Origin of the sequence: Skermanella stibiiresistens SB22 (genome assembly GCF_000576635.1) — a bacterium.
GTDB lineage: Bacteria > Pseudomonadota > Alphaproteobacteria > Azospirillales > Azospirillaceae > Skermanella > Skermanella stibiiresistens.
This window is the reverse complement of the sequence record NZ_AVFL01000026.1, coordinates 1-12134: the sequence shown is the minus strand read 5'-3', so window position 1 is coordinate 12134 and position 12134 is coordinate 1. Positions and strand designations below refer to the sequence as shown.

The 12134-nt window shown below is 64.2% G+C and carries 11 protein-coding genes; 8 read left to right on the top strand and 3 right to left on the bottom strand.

Going from position 1 to position 12134, the window contains the following annotated elements:
- The first annotated feature begins 305 nt into the window (after positions 1–305).
- The 7 genes from N825_RS26780 (at position 306) to N825_RS26750 (ending at position 8798) form a co-directional block, all read left to right on the top strand.
- Positions 306–1199, top strand: coding sequence for a branched-chain amino acid ABC transporter permease (locus tag N825_RS26780; protein WP_037458819.1), 894 nt, complete (start codon positions 306–308; stop codon positions 1197–1199).
- A gap of 16 nt (positions 1200–1215) precedes the next feature.
- Complete coding sequence (locus tag N825_RS26775; RefSeq protein ID WP_037458818.1) at positions 1216–2283, top strand: branched-chain amino acid ABC transporter permease; 1068 nt, start codon at positions 1216–1218, stop codon at positions 2281–2283.
- A 42-nt stretch (positions 2284–2325) separates the two neighbouring features.
- Positions 2326–3621 (top strand): ABC transporter substrate-binding protein, encoded by a 1296-nt coding sequence (locus N825_RS26770; protein ID WP_051513210.1) that lies wholly within the window; start codon positions 2326–2328, stop codon positions 3619–3621.
- A gap of 55 nt (positions 3622–3676) precedes the next feature.
- Positions 3677–4534 (top strand): ABC transporter ATP-binding protein, encoded by an 858-nt coding sequence (locus N825_RS26765; protein WP_037458816.1) that lies wholly within the window; start codon positions 3677–3679, stop codon positions 4532–4534.
- A 74-nt stretch (positions 4535–4608) separates the two neighbouring features.
- Positions 4609–5847 (top strand): phenylacetate--CoA ligase family protein, encoded by a 1239-nt coding sequence (locus N825_RS26760; RefSeq protein ID WP_037458815.1) that lies wholly within the window; start codon positions 4609–4611, stop codon positions 5845–5847.
- A gap of 86 nt (positions 5848–5933) precedes the next feature.
- Positions 5934–8246, top strand: coding sequence for a histidine kinase dimerization/phosphoacceptor domain -containing protein (locus N825_RS26755; protein WP_084165092.1), 2313 nt, complete (start codon positions 5934–5936; stop codon positions 8244–8246).
- Positions 8247–8300: 54 nt separating this feature from the next.
- On the top strand, positions 8301–8798 hold the full coding sequence (locus N825_RS26750) for a response regulator (RefSeq protein ID WP_051513206.1): 498 nt from the start codon (positions 8301–8303) through the stop codon (positions 8796–8798).
- Positions 8799–8827: 29 nt separating this feature from the next.
- Here the strand turns inward: N825_RS26750 and mtnA are convergent, their stop codons facing one another.
- The 3 genes from mtnA to N825_RS26735 all read right to left on the bottom strand — a co-directional run bounded on the left by mtnA (position 8828) and on the right by N825_RS26735 (position 11013).
- Complete coding sequence (gene mtnA / locus N825_RS26745; RefSeq protein WP_037458814.1) at positions 8828–9916, bottom strand: S-methyl-5-thioribose-1-phosphate isomerase; 1089 nt, start codon at positions 9914–9916, stop codon at positions 8828–8830.
- Positions 9917–9952: 36 nt separating this feature from the next.
- On the bottom strand, positions 9953–10321 hold the full coding sequence (locus tag N825_RS26740; RefSeq protein ID WP_037458812.1) for a hypothetical protein: 369 nt from the start codon (positions 10319–10321) through the stop codon (positions 9953–9955).
- Positions 10322–10428: 107 nt separating this feature from the next.
- Positions 10429–11013 carry a transcriptional regulator gene (locus tag N825_RS26735; RefSeq protein WP_051513204.1) on the bottom strand — a complete coding sequence of 195 codons (585 nt, stop codon included), beginning with the start codon at positions 11011–11013 and terminating at the stop codon, positions 10429–10431.
- A gap of 402 nt (positions 11014–11415) precedes the next feature.
- Here N825_RS26735 and N825_RS26730 point away from each other — a divergent pair, with 402 nt between their 5' ends.
- Positions 11416–11994 carry a phasin family protein gene (locus tag N825_RS26730; RefSeq protein ID WP_157619561.1) on the top strand — a complete coding sequence of 193 codons (579 nt, stop codon included), beginning with the start codon at positions 11416–11418 and terminating at the stop codon, positions 11992–11994.
- The last annotated feature ends 140 nt before the right edge of the window (positions 11995–12134 follow it).

Below are 12134 nucleotides of genomic sequence, written 5' to 3'. Positions count from 1 at the left end.
GGTAGAAAGAGGCTGCCGGAGAGTGTTGCAGTCACCCTCCGGCGCCTCCTAGGCCCGAGTAATGGTCAGACGAACGGAAATTCGCCGGACCGTGAACTCAAGCCACAGGAGAATGGATGGCTTTCGCATCCGTTCTCTCCTGAGTTAGCCGGTCGGGTTGATCCCCGGCCGGCGACCCGGACCATACCCCATACGATGGAATTCTCCGATGCGCCTCTCGCGACGATAGTGTCGCAGGCATATCCGCTCGCGTGCGTGAATAAGAAATCCGGCAACAAAGATCGGTCCTGGGAGGCGAACACGCCATGAATTGGAACCTGCTGTTCCAGCTCGTCGTCAATGGCATCATCGTCGGCGCCTTGTACGGCGTCGTCGCCATGTCGTTCGTGCTGATCTACAAGGCGAGCCAAGTGGTCAACTTCGCCCAGGGCGAGTTCCTGCTGATCGGCGCCTGGGCTTGCTGGTGGCTGCTGACGACCTACCAGATCCCGTTCATCTGGGGCTTCCTTATCACGCTGGCCTTCATGATGGCGTTCGGCGTGATCCTCCAGATCGTCGTGCTGCGGCCGATGATCGGCGAGCCGGTCATTTCCGTGATCATGGTCACGATCGGGCTGTCGATCTTCTTCCAGGCGATGATGAAGTGGATGTTCGGCGTCTTCGCCAAGCCCTTCCCGCCGATCTTCGAGACGCAGACGGTCAGCGTCCTCGGGCTCCAGGTGCAAAGCGTCTACCTGATGAGCCTGATCATCTCGGTGATCATCATGGCGGGCTTCGGCTGGTTCTTCAAATTTTCGAAAATGGGGCTGGCGATGCGGGCGACCGCCTTCGACCAGCAGGTGGCGCAGTCGCTCGGCATCTCCGTCCGCACCGTCTTCGCGCTGAGCTGGGCGATCTCCGCGATGGTGTCGGCGGTGGCCGGCGTGGTGGTTGGGACGGTCAACGGCGTGTCGTCCGCCCTGTCGTTCTTCGGCATCAAGGTCTTTCCCGCCGTCATCCTGGGAGGATTGGACAGCATCGTCGGCGCGGTGGTCGGCGGGCTGATCGTCGGACTGCTGGAGAACGTGGCGCACTTCTTCGACAGCCAGTTCCTCAATTGGGGAAACATGTACGAGATCGCCCCCTTCTACGTCCTGATCATCATCCTGATGCTGAAGCCCTACGGGCTGTTCGGCACCAAGGACATCGAACGCGTCTGAGCGGAGCGGCCAAGCCATGACCACGCTGATACCCTGCGGCGACTTCAAGACCGGCTACTCCGCCGACACCACGATCTTTCCGACCACGACCAGCCGCAACATGGTGATCGTCGGCATCGTGGCGCTGTGCCTGGCGCCGCTGGTGATGGACAAGTATCCCCTGAGCCTGCTGATCCAGATCGGCTATCTCGGCATCGCGGCGCTGGGCCTGAACATCCTGGTCGGGTTCACCGGCCAGATCTCGATCGGGCACGCGGCGTTCTTCGGGTTCGGCGCGTTCAGCTCGGCCTGGCTGGTGTCGAACCTCCACGTCCCGGTGTTCTTCGCGATCCCCCTGGCCGGCGTCATGACCACGGCGGTCGGCATGGTGTTCGGCTTGCCGGCCGCCCGGCTGAAGGGGCTTTATCTCGCCATCGCGACGCTGGCGGCGCAGGTGATCCTCCAGGACTTCTTCGCGCGGGCCTCGTGGTTCTCGGGCGGGGTGGCGGGAACGCTGACCGAATCCTTCTCGATGTTCGGCTTCGTCTTCGACACCGACGAGCGGTATTTCTACGTCGTGCTGGCCTATGTCGTGGTGATGTACGTGCTGGGCACCAACCTGATGCGGACCCGCGATGGCCGGGCGCTGGTGGCGGTGCGCGACCACTACCTGTCGGCGGAGATGATGGGCATCAACCTGACCAAGTACAGGACGCTGTCGTTCGGCATCGCGGCGTTCTACGCCGGCATCGGCGGAGCGCTCTACGCCCACTATCTCCAGTTCGTCTCGGTCGAGGGCTTCACGATCCTGTTCTCGATCCAGTTCCTCGGCATGATCATCATCGGCGGCTTGGGCTCCATCATGGGCTCGCTGATGGGGACGGCCTTCATGGTGCTGCTGCCGGAAAGCATGCAGTGGCTGACCGACGCTCTGGCGGGCGGCGCCATCGACCGGGCGCTGGACCTCCGCAACAGCTTGGCGTTCCTGCGCGAGATGGCGATCGGCGCCGTCATCATCCTGTTCTTGATCTTCGAACCGGACGGGCTCGCCCACCGGTGGCGGCAGGTCAAGGCGTACTGGAAACTCTACCCGTTCTCCCACTGAACGAAAAATCAATCACAAGAAGAGTATGAGGAGGCAAACCCCATGGGTCCGAATTCTAGAAGTGTGAAGGGCGCGCTGCTGGCCGCTGCGGCGGTTCTGGCGATGGGCGGCGGGGCCTTGGCCCAAACCAAGGTGCCGGTCGGACATCTGGCCGATTATAGCGGCGCCACGTCGGATGTCGGCGTTCCGTTCGGCCAGGGTGTGGCGGACGCTCTGGCCTATATCAACAAGACCGGCGGCGCCGGCGGGTCGCAGATGGCGGTCGAGACCTTCGACTATGGCTATCAGGTGCCGCGCGCGATCTCGCAGTACAAGAAGTGGTCGGGCCGCGACAAGGTGGTGGCGATCCAGGGCTGGGGAACGGCGGACACCGAGGCGCTGATCACCTTCATCGCGAAGGACGAGATCCCCTATTTCTCCGGCTCCTACGCCGGCCAGCTGACCGATCCCAACGGGTCGGGCGAGAAGTCGACCAAGGCGGCGCCGTTCAACTTCTTCTACGGCCCGTCGTATTCCGACTCGCTGCGGGCGATGCTGCAATGGGCGGCCGAGGACTGGAAGACCAAGGGCGCCTCGGGCAAGCCGAAATACGTCCACATGGGCGCCAACCACCCCTACCCCAACGCGCCCAAGGAGGCCGGCGAGGAGCTGGCGAAGGAGCTGGGCTTCGACGTGCTGCCCGCCGTCCAGTTCGCGCTGACGCCCGGCGACTACACCGCGCAATGCCTGACGCTGAAGGACAGCGGCGCCAACTACGCCTATCTCGGCAATACGGCGGGGTCCAACATCTCGGTGCTGCGGGCCTGCGACACGGTCGGCGCCAAGGTCCAGTTCATGGGCAATGTCTGGGGCATGGACGAGAACGCCATGAAGGCGGCCGGCAAGGCGGCGGATGGCGTGGTCTTCCCGGTCCGCACGGGAGTGGTCTGGGGCGGCGAGGCGCCGGGCATGCAAACGGTGAAGGAGGTTTCCAAGATCTCCGACGCCACCGGCACGGCCTATCGCCCGGTCCACTACATCAGCGGCATCTGCTCCGCCTTCTTCATGAAGGAGGCGATGGACTGGGCGGCGAAGAACGGTGGCATCGCGGGCTCCAGGATCAAGCAGGGCATGTACCAGAAGAAGGACTGGGTGCCGGCCGGGCTGGAAGGCGTCTGTGTTCCCTCGACCTGGACGCCGGACGACCATCGCGGCACCACCACCGTCGCGATCTACCGCGCCAGGGTCGGCGGGGCGACCGAAGCCTCGGTCGACGATCTGGTCAAGGCCGGGACGATCAAGCTGGAGAAGGTCACCAGCATCGACCTGCCACGCAAGAAGGAATGGCTCGGCTGGTAAGCGGCCGACGCCGGGGCGGTCCCGCCGCCCCGGCCGTTCCGACACCAAGGAAGACATGGAAGCCATGACCGCCGTCATCGACACCCCCTCCCCCAACGCCGCTTCCCCGGCGACCGCGGCCAAGCCGGCGCTGCTGTCGGTCAACAACATCGAGGTCGTCTACAACGACGTGATCCTGGTGCTGCGCGGCCTCAGCCTGACGGTGCCCAAGGGCGAGATCGTGGCCCTGCTGGGCGCCAATGGCGCCGGCAAGTCGACCACCCTGAAGGCGATCTCCGGCCTGCTGAAGACGGAGGACGGCGCCGTCACGCGCGGCGACATCAGCTTCGACGGCGAGCGGATCAACGGCATCGATCCGGACAAGATCGTCCGGCGCGGCATCTTCCAGGTGATGGAAGGCCGACGCATCATCTCCGACATGACCTGCCTGGAGAACCTGCGCCTGGGCGCCTTCACGCGACGCGACAATCAAGTCCGCCAGGACATCGAGATGGTCTACGAGTACTTCCCGCGCCTGAAGGAGCGGACGGGACTGGCCGGCTACCTGTCGGGCGGCGAGCAGCAGATGCTGGCGATCGGGCGCGCGCTGATGGCCCGGCCCAAGCTGATCCTGATGGACGAGCCCTCCATGGGCTTGTCGCCGCTGCTGGTGAAGGAGGTCTTCTCGATCATCCGTCAGATCAACCGCGACCTCGGCGTCACCATCCTGCTGGTCGAACAGAACGCCCGCATGGCGCTCCAGGCGGCCAGCTATGGCTATATCATGGAGTCCGGCAAGGTCGTGCTGGACGGCACCGCCGAGGAACTGGCGAACAACGAGGACGTCAAGGAATTCTACCTCGGCGGCGGCGGCGAGGAGCGGCGGAGCTTCAAGAACCTGAAGAGCTACAAGCGGCGGAAGCGCTGGCTTTAGCGTGCCAGCCCGGAGCCGGGCGGCGGCTGGCTCGGTCGGTGTGAACATGATGCGGCCAACGAGGGATGAATGCGATGGCAGACAGGTTTTACGACAGCCTGGAAACCCGTTCGATGGACGAACGGGAGGCGTCGCTGCTGGCGGCCTTGCCGGAACAGATCCACCTGGCCCAGCGGCGGGCTCCAGCATATGGTCGCATCCTGGGCGGCATCGACGCCATGGCGGTGACCACCTGGGAAGCCCTGGCCGCCCTTCCGGTCACCCGCAAGGCGGATCTGACCGAGTTGCAGGGACGGCATCCGCCGTTCGGCGGGTTCAGCGCGGTGGCGCCGGGGGAACTGGCGCGGATCTTCGCGTCGCCGGGGCCGATCTTCGATCCGGAAGCCCGAAGGGGCGACTACTGGCGGTTCGCGCGGGCGCTGTTCGCGACCGGCTTCCGCGCCGGCGACGTGCTGCACAACTGCTTCTCGTACCACTTCACCCCAGCGGGCTCGATGTTCGAGAGTGGGGCCCAGGCGCTGGGCTGCGCCGTGTTTCCCGCTGGCACCGGCAACACCGAATTGCAGGTCCAGGCCATGGCTGGCGTCCGACCGGCGGGCTACGCCGGAACACCCGATTACCTGAAGGTGATCCTGGAAAAGGCCGACGAGCAGGGCGTCGACCTGTCGTTCCTGAGGTTCGGCCACGTCACCGGCGGCGCCTTCATGCCGGACGTCAAGAGCTTCTACCGCGACCGTGGGCTGGAGGTGTTCCAGAGCTATGGCACCGCCGACCTGGGTCTCGTCGCTTATGAGAGCGCCGCCCGCGAGGGGTTGATCCTGGACGAACATGTGATTGTCGAGATCGTCCGTCCCGGCACCGGCGACCCGGTCGCGGAGGGGGAAGTCGGGGAGATCGTCGTCACCATCCTCAACCGCGATTATCCGCTGGTGCGGTTCGCCACCGGCGATCTGTCGGCCTTCATGCCCGGCACCAGCCCCTGCGGACGGACCAATCGGCGCATCCGGGGTTGGCTGGGCCGGGCCGACCAGACGACCAAGGTCAAGGGCATGTTCGTGCATGCCGGCCAAATCGCCGAGGTGCTGAAGCGGCATCCGGAATGCGCGCGCGGCCGTCTGGTGGTCGACCGTGCCGATGGCGCCGACCGCATGACGCTGAGGGTGGAGAGCGAACCAGCCGCGGGTCTGTCGGAGGCGCTGGCGGCCAGTCTCGTCGCGGTCACCAAGCTCAAGGGCCAAGTCGAGATCGTGCCGCCGGGCAGTCTGACCAATGATGGCAAGGTGATCGAGGATTTACGCAAATACGAGTCATAGGACTTTGGTTCGACTGTGAGGGGGACTTGAACATCGTACTAGTGGGCGTGTTAATGTAAATCGCGTCCAACCCTGTCCGGTCGAGCATGTACTCTCCCCACCGCACTGAAGCCTCCGGTTCCACCAGCCAGCCGTCCCCCGAGATCAACCGGGACCAGGCACGTACCCTGGTGGAGCGGCTGGCATCCTCCCAAGGCGCCGATCTGACACCGTGCGAGTTGGAACCAATCCATATCCCTGGTGCCACCCAGCCCCATGGAGCTCTGCTGGCACTCGATCCGGAGTCCCTGTCGGTCGTGATCCACAGCGGCAATGCGCCGGGCCTGCTTGGGATCCCGCTTGGGGACCTGCGAGGCCGGACGCTCGGCCAGCTGGTGGGCGACGCCTTGGTCGAGCGGATCCGCGAGGCGGCCAAGGCCGACGATCTGGACGGCGCCAACCCGCTCCGCGCCATCGGCGAGGCACCGGGAAACGGCTCATGCCTGGATTACGCTGTCCATCGCCACGGCGGTTTGATCATCGTCGAGGCCGAGCCCGCCGACGCGCCGGAAAGCCTGCCCGCCATGCTGCCGCGAACCATGGTGCGGCTGCGTGACGCCGATTCCCTGGCGGAACTGGGCCGGCTGACGGTCGAGGCGATCCGGCACCTGACGGGGTACGAGCGGGTGCTGATCTACCGCTTCGATCCGGAATGGAATGGCGAGGCGATCGCCGAGGACAAGCTGGCCGACCTGGAGCCGGCCTTGCTGGGGCTCCATTTCCCCCAGTCCGACATTCCCCGCCAAGCGCGCGAGCTTTACGCCCGCAACCACAGCCGTTTCGTCCCGGACCGCGACGCGGAGCGGGTGCCGTTGGTGGCGATGGCTTTCGGTTCGCGCGGCGAGGCGCCGCCGCTCGACCTGACCTTCGCCCGGCTGCGGGCGCTCTCCCCGGTCCATCTGGAATACCACCGGAATCTCAACGTCAACGGCTCCATGTCGGTGTCGGTGATGAAGCATGGCCGGCTTTGGGGACTGGTGATCGGCCATCACCGTGAACCCTTGCTGGTGCCGCCCGGTGTCCGGACGGCGGTCACGCTGATGGTGGACGCCTTCGCCATGCGCCTGACCGAGGTGGAAACCACGGCGGACTGGGACGAACGGCAGGAACATGTCGACATCCACGCCCGATTGCTGGAGCAGATGGCCGGGGCCGATGATTTCGTCGGGGCCTTGACGCGGGGTCCGGTGACCCTGGCCGGCCTGTTCGACGCGGGGGGCGCCGCCGTGATCCGCGGCGGCTCCGTCCACCTCGTCGGCGAAACCCCGTCGGCGGGGGATGTCATGGAGATGGTGGCGGCCCTGCGCCAGAAGGTCGATGGCGGTCACCCCGTGGCGACCGATCACCTCGCCGGAGTCTCGCTGGGATTCGCCGGGCACTCCGGCTTGGCCAGCGGCGCGCTGGCGGTGTTCTTCGGCCCGGATCACCGGGACGCGCTGATCTGGTTCCGGCCGGAGGTGACGCGGACCATCTCCTGGGGCGGCGACCCGAACAAGCCGGTCAGCATCGAGGCGGGTGGCACCCGCATCCTGCCGCGCCGCTCGTTCGAACGCTGGACCGAGCGGATGCGCGGCTATTCGCGGCCGTGGCCGTCCTGGACCCTGGAGATCGCCCATAGCCTGGCGCACGCGATCGACGAGGTTATCGTCCGCCATCAGCGGAAGTTGGCCGAGCTGAATGGCAAGCTGCGCGAGATCGAGGCACTGGCGGTCGAAAAGGACGTGCTGCTGGTCCAGAAGGACATGCTGATGCGGGAGGTCAACCACCGCGTCAAGAACAGCCTGCACATGATCGCCAGCCTGCTGTCGCTCCAGGGGGACGGCATCGATGATCCGGAGACCCGGCGCCAGTTCGCCGACGCCCACAACAGGGTGTCGACGGTGGCGCAGCTTCATCAGCGCCTATATCAGACGGACAAGCTGCAAAGCGTCGAGTTCGACCAGTATCTGCACGGGCTGTGCGACGACCTGTCGGAGTTCATGCTGTCGGAAGGCGAGGAGTACACGATCGAGGTCACCGCCGATCCGGCCGAGTTGTCGACCGATCGGGCGATCCCGCTGGCCTTGATCGTCAATGAACTGGTGACCAACGCCTTCAAATACGCCTACCCGCCGGGTGCCGAGGGCACCATCCAGGTCTCGTTCACCCGTCAGGAGAATGGTGGATACCTGCTGGTCGTCGCCGACGACGGCGTTGGGCTGCCCGCTGGGTTCCAGCCCTTGAATGGCGGCTTGGGGATGACCATTGTCACTTCCCTATGCCTTCAATTGTCGGCGAATTTCGCGTATGGTGCGAATGGACCGGTGAAGAACGGAACACGGGGCGGCGCTCGATTTGCCGTTTCCCTGCCACCGGCCTGACATGGTAAAGAAATCCTTTCTGACAACCACACGCTTTACGCGGGGGTTTGAGTGATGCGGTCAACGACCCACTATCTGGTCAGCGGATTGAGCGGCCAAGGCGGCGACGCTCCTCCTTCCGTGACCGGGCGGGACGATGACGGCGGCGAGGGCGCGGCCGTGCGGCGGAAACTCAACCTTCTCGTGGTGGAGGATGAGGCGATATCCGCCCTGGCGTTGAAGCGGCTGGTAGGCCGGCTGGGCCATGTGGTCTGCGCGATGACCGCGACGGCGGAGGACGCGATCCGCTTGGCCGGAGAGGTCTTGCCCGACGTCATCCTGATGGACATCCGGCTGGCCGGCGAAATGGACGGCATCACCGCCGCCAGCGAGATCCGGGCGCGCTTCGGCATCGGCTCGATCTTCATGACCGCCAACAACGACCCGGTGACGCGGGAGCGGGCCGAAGGGGCCCAGCCGCTGGGCTTCATGGACAAGCCCTATTCGCCGATGACGGTGAAGACGACGCTGAACACCGCCGCCAAGCACCTTGGACCGATCACCCGCAACTGAAGCTCCGTCCGGCTTCCCGGTTCAGGTCCTCATCGGTCGGAAAACAGCGTGCGCAAGCCCTCGCGGGAGGCGGCACAAACGCCGCGTTCGGTGATCAGGCCCGTGATCAGCCGGGCTGGCGTCACGTCGAAGGCGTAATTGGCGACCGGGCTACCCTTCGGGATCACGGTCACGGTTTCAATCCGTCCGTCGGCCGTGCGGCCGGTCAGGGCGGAGACCTCGGCGCCGTCGCGTTGCTCGATCGGGATCTCCCCCACCCCATCCTCAAGGGTCCAATCGATGGTCGGCGATGGCAACGCGACGTAGAACGGCACGCCATTGTCGTGTGCCGCCAAGGCCTTGAGGTAGGTGCCGATCTTGTTGCAGACATCACCGGTCGCGGTCGTCCTGTCGGTGCCGGTGATGCAGAGATCGACCATGCCATGCTGCATAAGATGCCCACCGACATTGTCGGCGATGATGGTGTGCGGCACGCCATGATGGTTCAGTTCCCAGGCGGTCAGGCTGGCGCCCTGGTTGCGCGGCCGTGTCTCGTCGACCCAGACATGGAGATCGACGCCCTCCTCGAACGCCTTGTAGATGGGCGACAGGGCCGTTCCCCAATCGACCGTCGCGAGCCAACCGGCGTTGCAGTGGGTCAGGATGTTGACCGTCCCGCCACCGCGATTGGTGGCGGCACGCCGGATCAAGCCGGCGCCATGCTCGCCGATCGCTTCGTTGATCGCGACATCCTCGTCGCACAGTGCGGCGGCCTCGGCATAGGCCGCGGCCGCCCGCTCGGACGGCGGCAGCTCGATCAGGCGCCGGCGCATCCGCTCCAAGGCCCAACGCAGGTTGATGGCGGTCGGGCGGGTGGCGAGCAGGAGATCATGGGCGCGCGATAGCGCCTGATCATCCTGCTCCTGGCGAACCGCCAGCGCCATGCCATAGGCGGCGGCCGCGCCGATCAGGGGCGCGCCCCGCACCAGCATGGCCCTGATCGCGTGGGCCGCCTCCTCCACCGTCCGCAAGCGGGCGATGGCGAAATCATGGGGGAGGAGTGTCTGGTCGATGATTTCCACCGACCAGCCATCATTGGCCAGCCAGATCGTCCGATACGGTTTGCCGTCGATTTTCATGCCGGTCCGTCCCCTCCCCCGTTGGTTGGCGCGCCATCAGCCGTTGATCAATCCACGATCCCTGGCGAGCACCATGATGCCAATGTCGCGCCAGCACCCGACCAAGTCATCCTTGGCATTACCGGATTTGGCGTTACCAGTCTTGCTGGCGTCGGCTGGTTTGGCGTCGCCATGGCGCCGGACATCGTAGCCGCGTTCCAGGCAAAACTCGACAACTCCGGACCGCCCGATCCGCCTGTCGAAATCGTCGGCCAGTTCCTCCCACGCATCGCTCGAACAGTCGGGGCAGGCGGAGAACAGCCCTTTCAGGACCTCCTCCAACCTTTCCTCGTATGCCGCGCTGAAGCGGTCCAATCCATGGCTCTCAAGTCCCTGGGTATGTTCCACAACCCGCACCACCTGCATGCCTTTGTTCCTCGTGTCATCAACAATGCTCGGACCAACGGCAAGAACGGAACGGGGCCGGATTTGTTTCCTCCGTCTCCAAAGCTTCAAGTTTTATGATGCTGGGATTAGCGCAGGTCGTGATATCGCTGGATGAAGGCGGCCATGGCGTCATCCGGTCCGAGTGGAACGATCGGTTCCGGCGCCGGGGCCGGCAGGTCGCGCCAGTTGACCCGATGGGGAGCGCAGAGGTCCCGCAGCTCGGTGGCGAGGCTCCGCTGGTCGGCAAGTTTGACAGCGTCATGCTGGGGATGGCTGAAGCCAAAACGCGCCGCGAGCGCCACCTTGAGCGGTTCGATGGCGGCCTTGATGACATCGCGGCCGATCCTGACCTTCCACGGAGTGGGCCAATCCCCCGTGAACGCCTCCTCGCTGTCGTGCATTAGGGCCTCATAGGCAAAACCTTCGGACGCCAGTTCGCTCGCCAGGACGCAATGCTGGGCCACGCTGTAGAACGCGCGGGTGTTGCCGACGAAACGGCACTGATACGCCAGGGGCCGGGCGATGTCCTCGATCTCGAAGCGGCTGAAATCCGGGAGTTCCAGGTCCAGCGTCCGGCCGGAATATGTCAGCATGACCGCCGTCGCCTCGGGAATGTCGAGCAGATCCAGTTGATCAGGATCGGAGGAACGTCTCGGGCGGCGCGTCGACATGGTGTGGACCTTTGGCGGAGTGACCCTCTCAAACTACCCGCTCGGACGGGCGACGCCAACCAGGTGATTCAGGTGGTGGGATCGGAAAAGCACTCGCGATCGATCGAATCAAATATTGGTAATTAATCCTCTCATTTGACTGGTTGGAAGCCCGACATTACGTGAGTAATATGGTTGAAATCTCGCCATTTTGAGTTTTCAACATCAAATCCGCGGGTTGATACAAATTTATATATTAACATTTGAACCTGATTTGTCACACGGTCACTGGTTCAATCCTTCCGCCGCTTTCCTTTGGACATGTTACCTTGTGATCGTCAACCAGTCGGAGGTCGGAAGCGGGCGTGCCGAGACGGCTGAACCAAAAATCATTCATTAAACAATTCAGTGAGGAGCGAGGAGATGGCTGTGAACAGTGAGGGCGCTGTGAACATCACGGAAGCCGAGCAGCGGAGAATGATCGAGGCATCCAAGGAGACCCTCGATTCCTTGAAAAAAGCTGATGCTGCGGCAGCGGGTTTGGCGGCTGGGATCGTCGAACAATCATCGGCCCAGTTCGGCGGCATGCTTGAATTTTCGCTCCGGGCTTCGGAGCAAGCGACAAAACAGGTCGCCCGCAACATGGATGTCATGATGAAATGCGGATCCATCCTCACGGAGGGGTGGCAAACGATTTTTCAGGAGTGGCTCCTCACATCGCGCGCGACGGCTCAGAAGAACATGAGCGCTTTCGAGGAGCTCATGCGGTGCCGGTCGGTCGATTCCCTACTGTCCTGCCAGAGCGGCATCCTGAGAAACGGGATCGAAACCCTGCACCACGGCAACTTGCGGATTTCCGAGGTATCGACGAAGGTCGCGGGTGACACGGTCAAGCAGATCAGCGCGTTGACCTGCAGCATCGGCGCCGGACTGAACTTGACGGATGAGACTGGCGAGAACCTGAGGAAAGCTGGTGCGGCGATGTCGAAGATCGAGGACTAGACCGAGCAACGCGTACCGACACGGTTCTTGAACTGGAAATAGCGTCGGGGCCGTCCAGAAAACTGGACGGCCCCGACGGGTTTCGACTGTGAGAACTTGTGACGGTGTTTGTCGTCGTGTCGCGTCCTTGATCCGAAGCC

What these genes read in the sequence shown, in the direction of transcription:
- N825_RS26730 (WP_157619561.1), top strand. Translation starts at nt 11,416, where the DNA reads ATGGCTGTGAACAGTGAGGGCGCTGTGAACATCACGGAAGCCGAGCAG.
- N825_RS26735 (WP_051513204.1), bottom strand. Translation starts at nt 11,013, where the DNA reads ATGTCGACGCGCCGCCCGAGACGTTCCTCCGATCCTGATCAACTGGAT.
- N825_RS26740 (WP_037458812.1), bottom strand. Translation starts at nt 10,321, where the DNA reads ATGCAGGTGGTGCGGGTTGTGGAACATACCCAGGGACTTGAGAGCCAT.
- N825_RS26750 (WP_051513206.1), top strand. Translation starts at nt 8,301, where the DNA reads ATGCGGTCAACGACCCACTATCTGGTCAGCGGATTGAGCGGCCAAGGC.
- N825_RS26780 (WP_037458819.1), top strand. Translation starts at nt 306, where the DNA reads ATGAATTGGAACCTGCTGTTCCAGCTCGTCGTCAATGGCATCATCGTC.
- N825_RS26760 (WP_037458815.1), top strand. Translation starts at nt 4,609, where the DNA reads ATGGCAGACAGGTTTTACGACAGCCTGGAAACCCGTTCGATGGACGAA.
- N825_RS26770 (WP_051513210.1), top strand. Translation starts at nt 2,326, where the DNA reads ATGGGTCCGAATTCTAGAAGTGTGAAGGGCGCGCTGCTGGCCGCTGCG.
- N825_RS26755 (WP_084165092.1), top strand. Translation starts at nt 5,934, where the DNA reads ATGTACTCTCCCCACCGCACTGAAGCCTCCGGTTCCACCAGCCAGCCG.
- N825_RS26775 (WP_037458818.1), top strand. Translation starts at nt 1,216, where the DNA reads ATGACCACGCTGATACCCTGCGGCGACTTCAAGACCGGCTACTCCGCC.
- mtnA (WP_037458814.1), bottom strand. Translation starts at nt 9,916, where the DNA reads ATGAAAATCGACGGCAAACCGTATCGGACGATCTGGCTGGCCAATGAT.
- N825_RS26765 (WP_037458816.1), top strand. Translation starts at nt 3,677, where the DNA reads ATGGAAGCCATGACCGCCGTCATCGACACCCCCTCCCCCAACGCCGCT.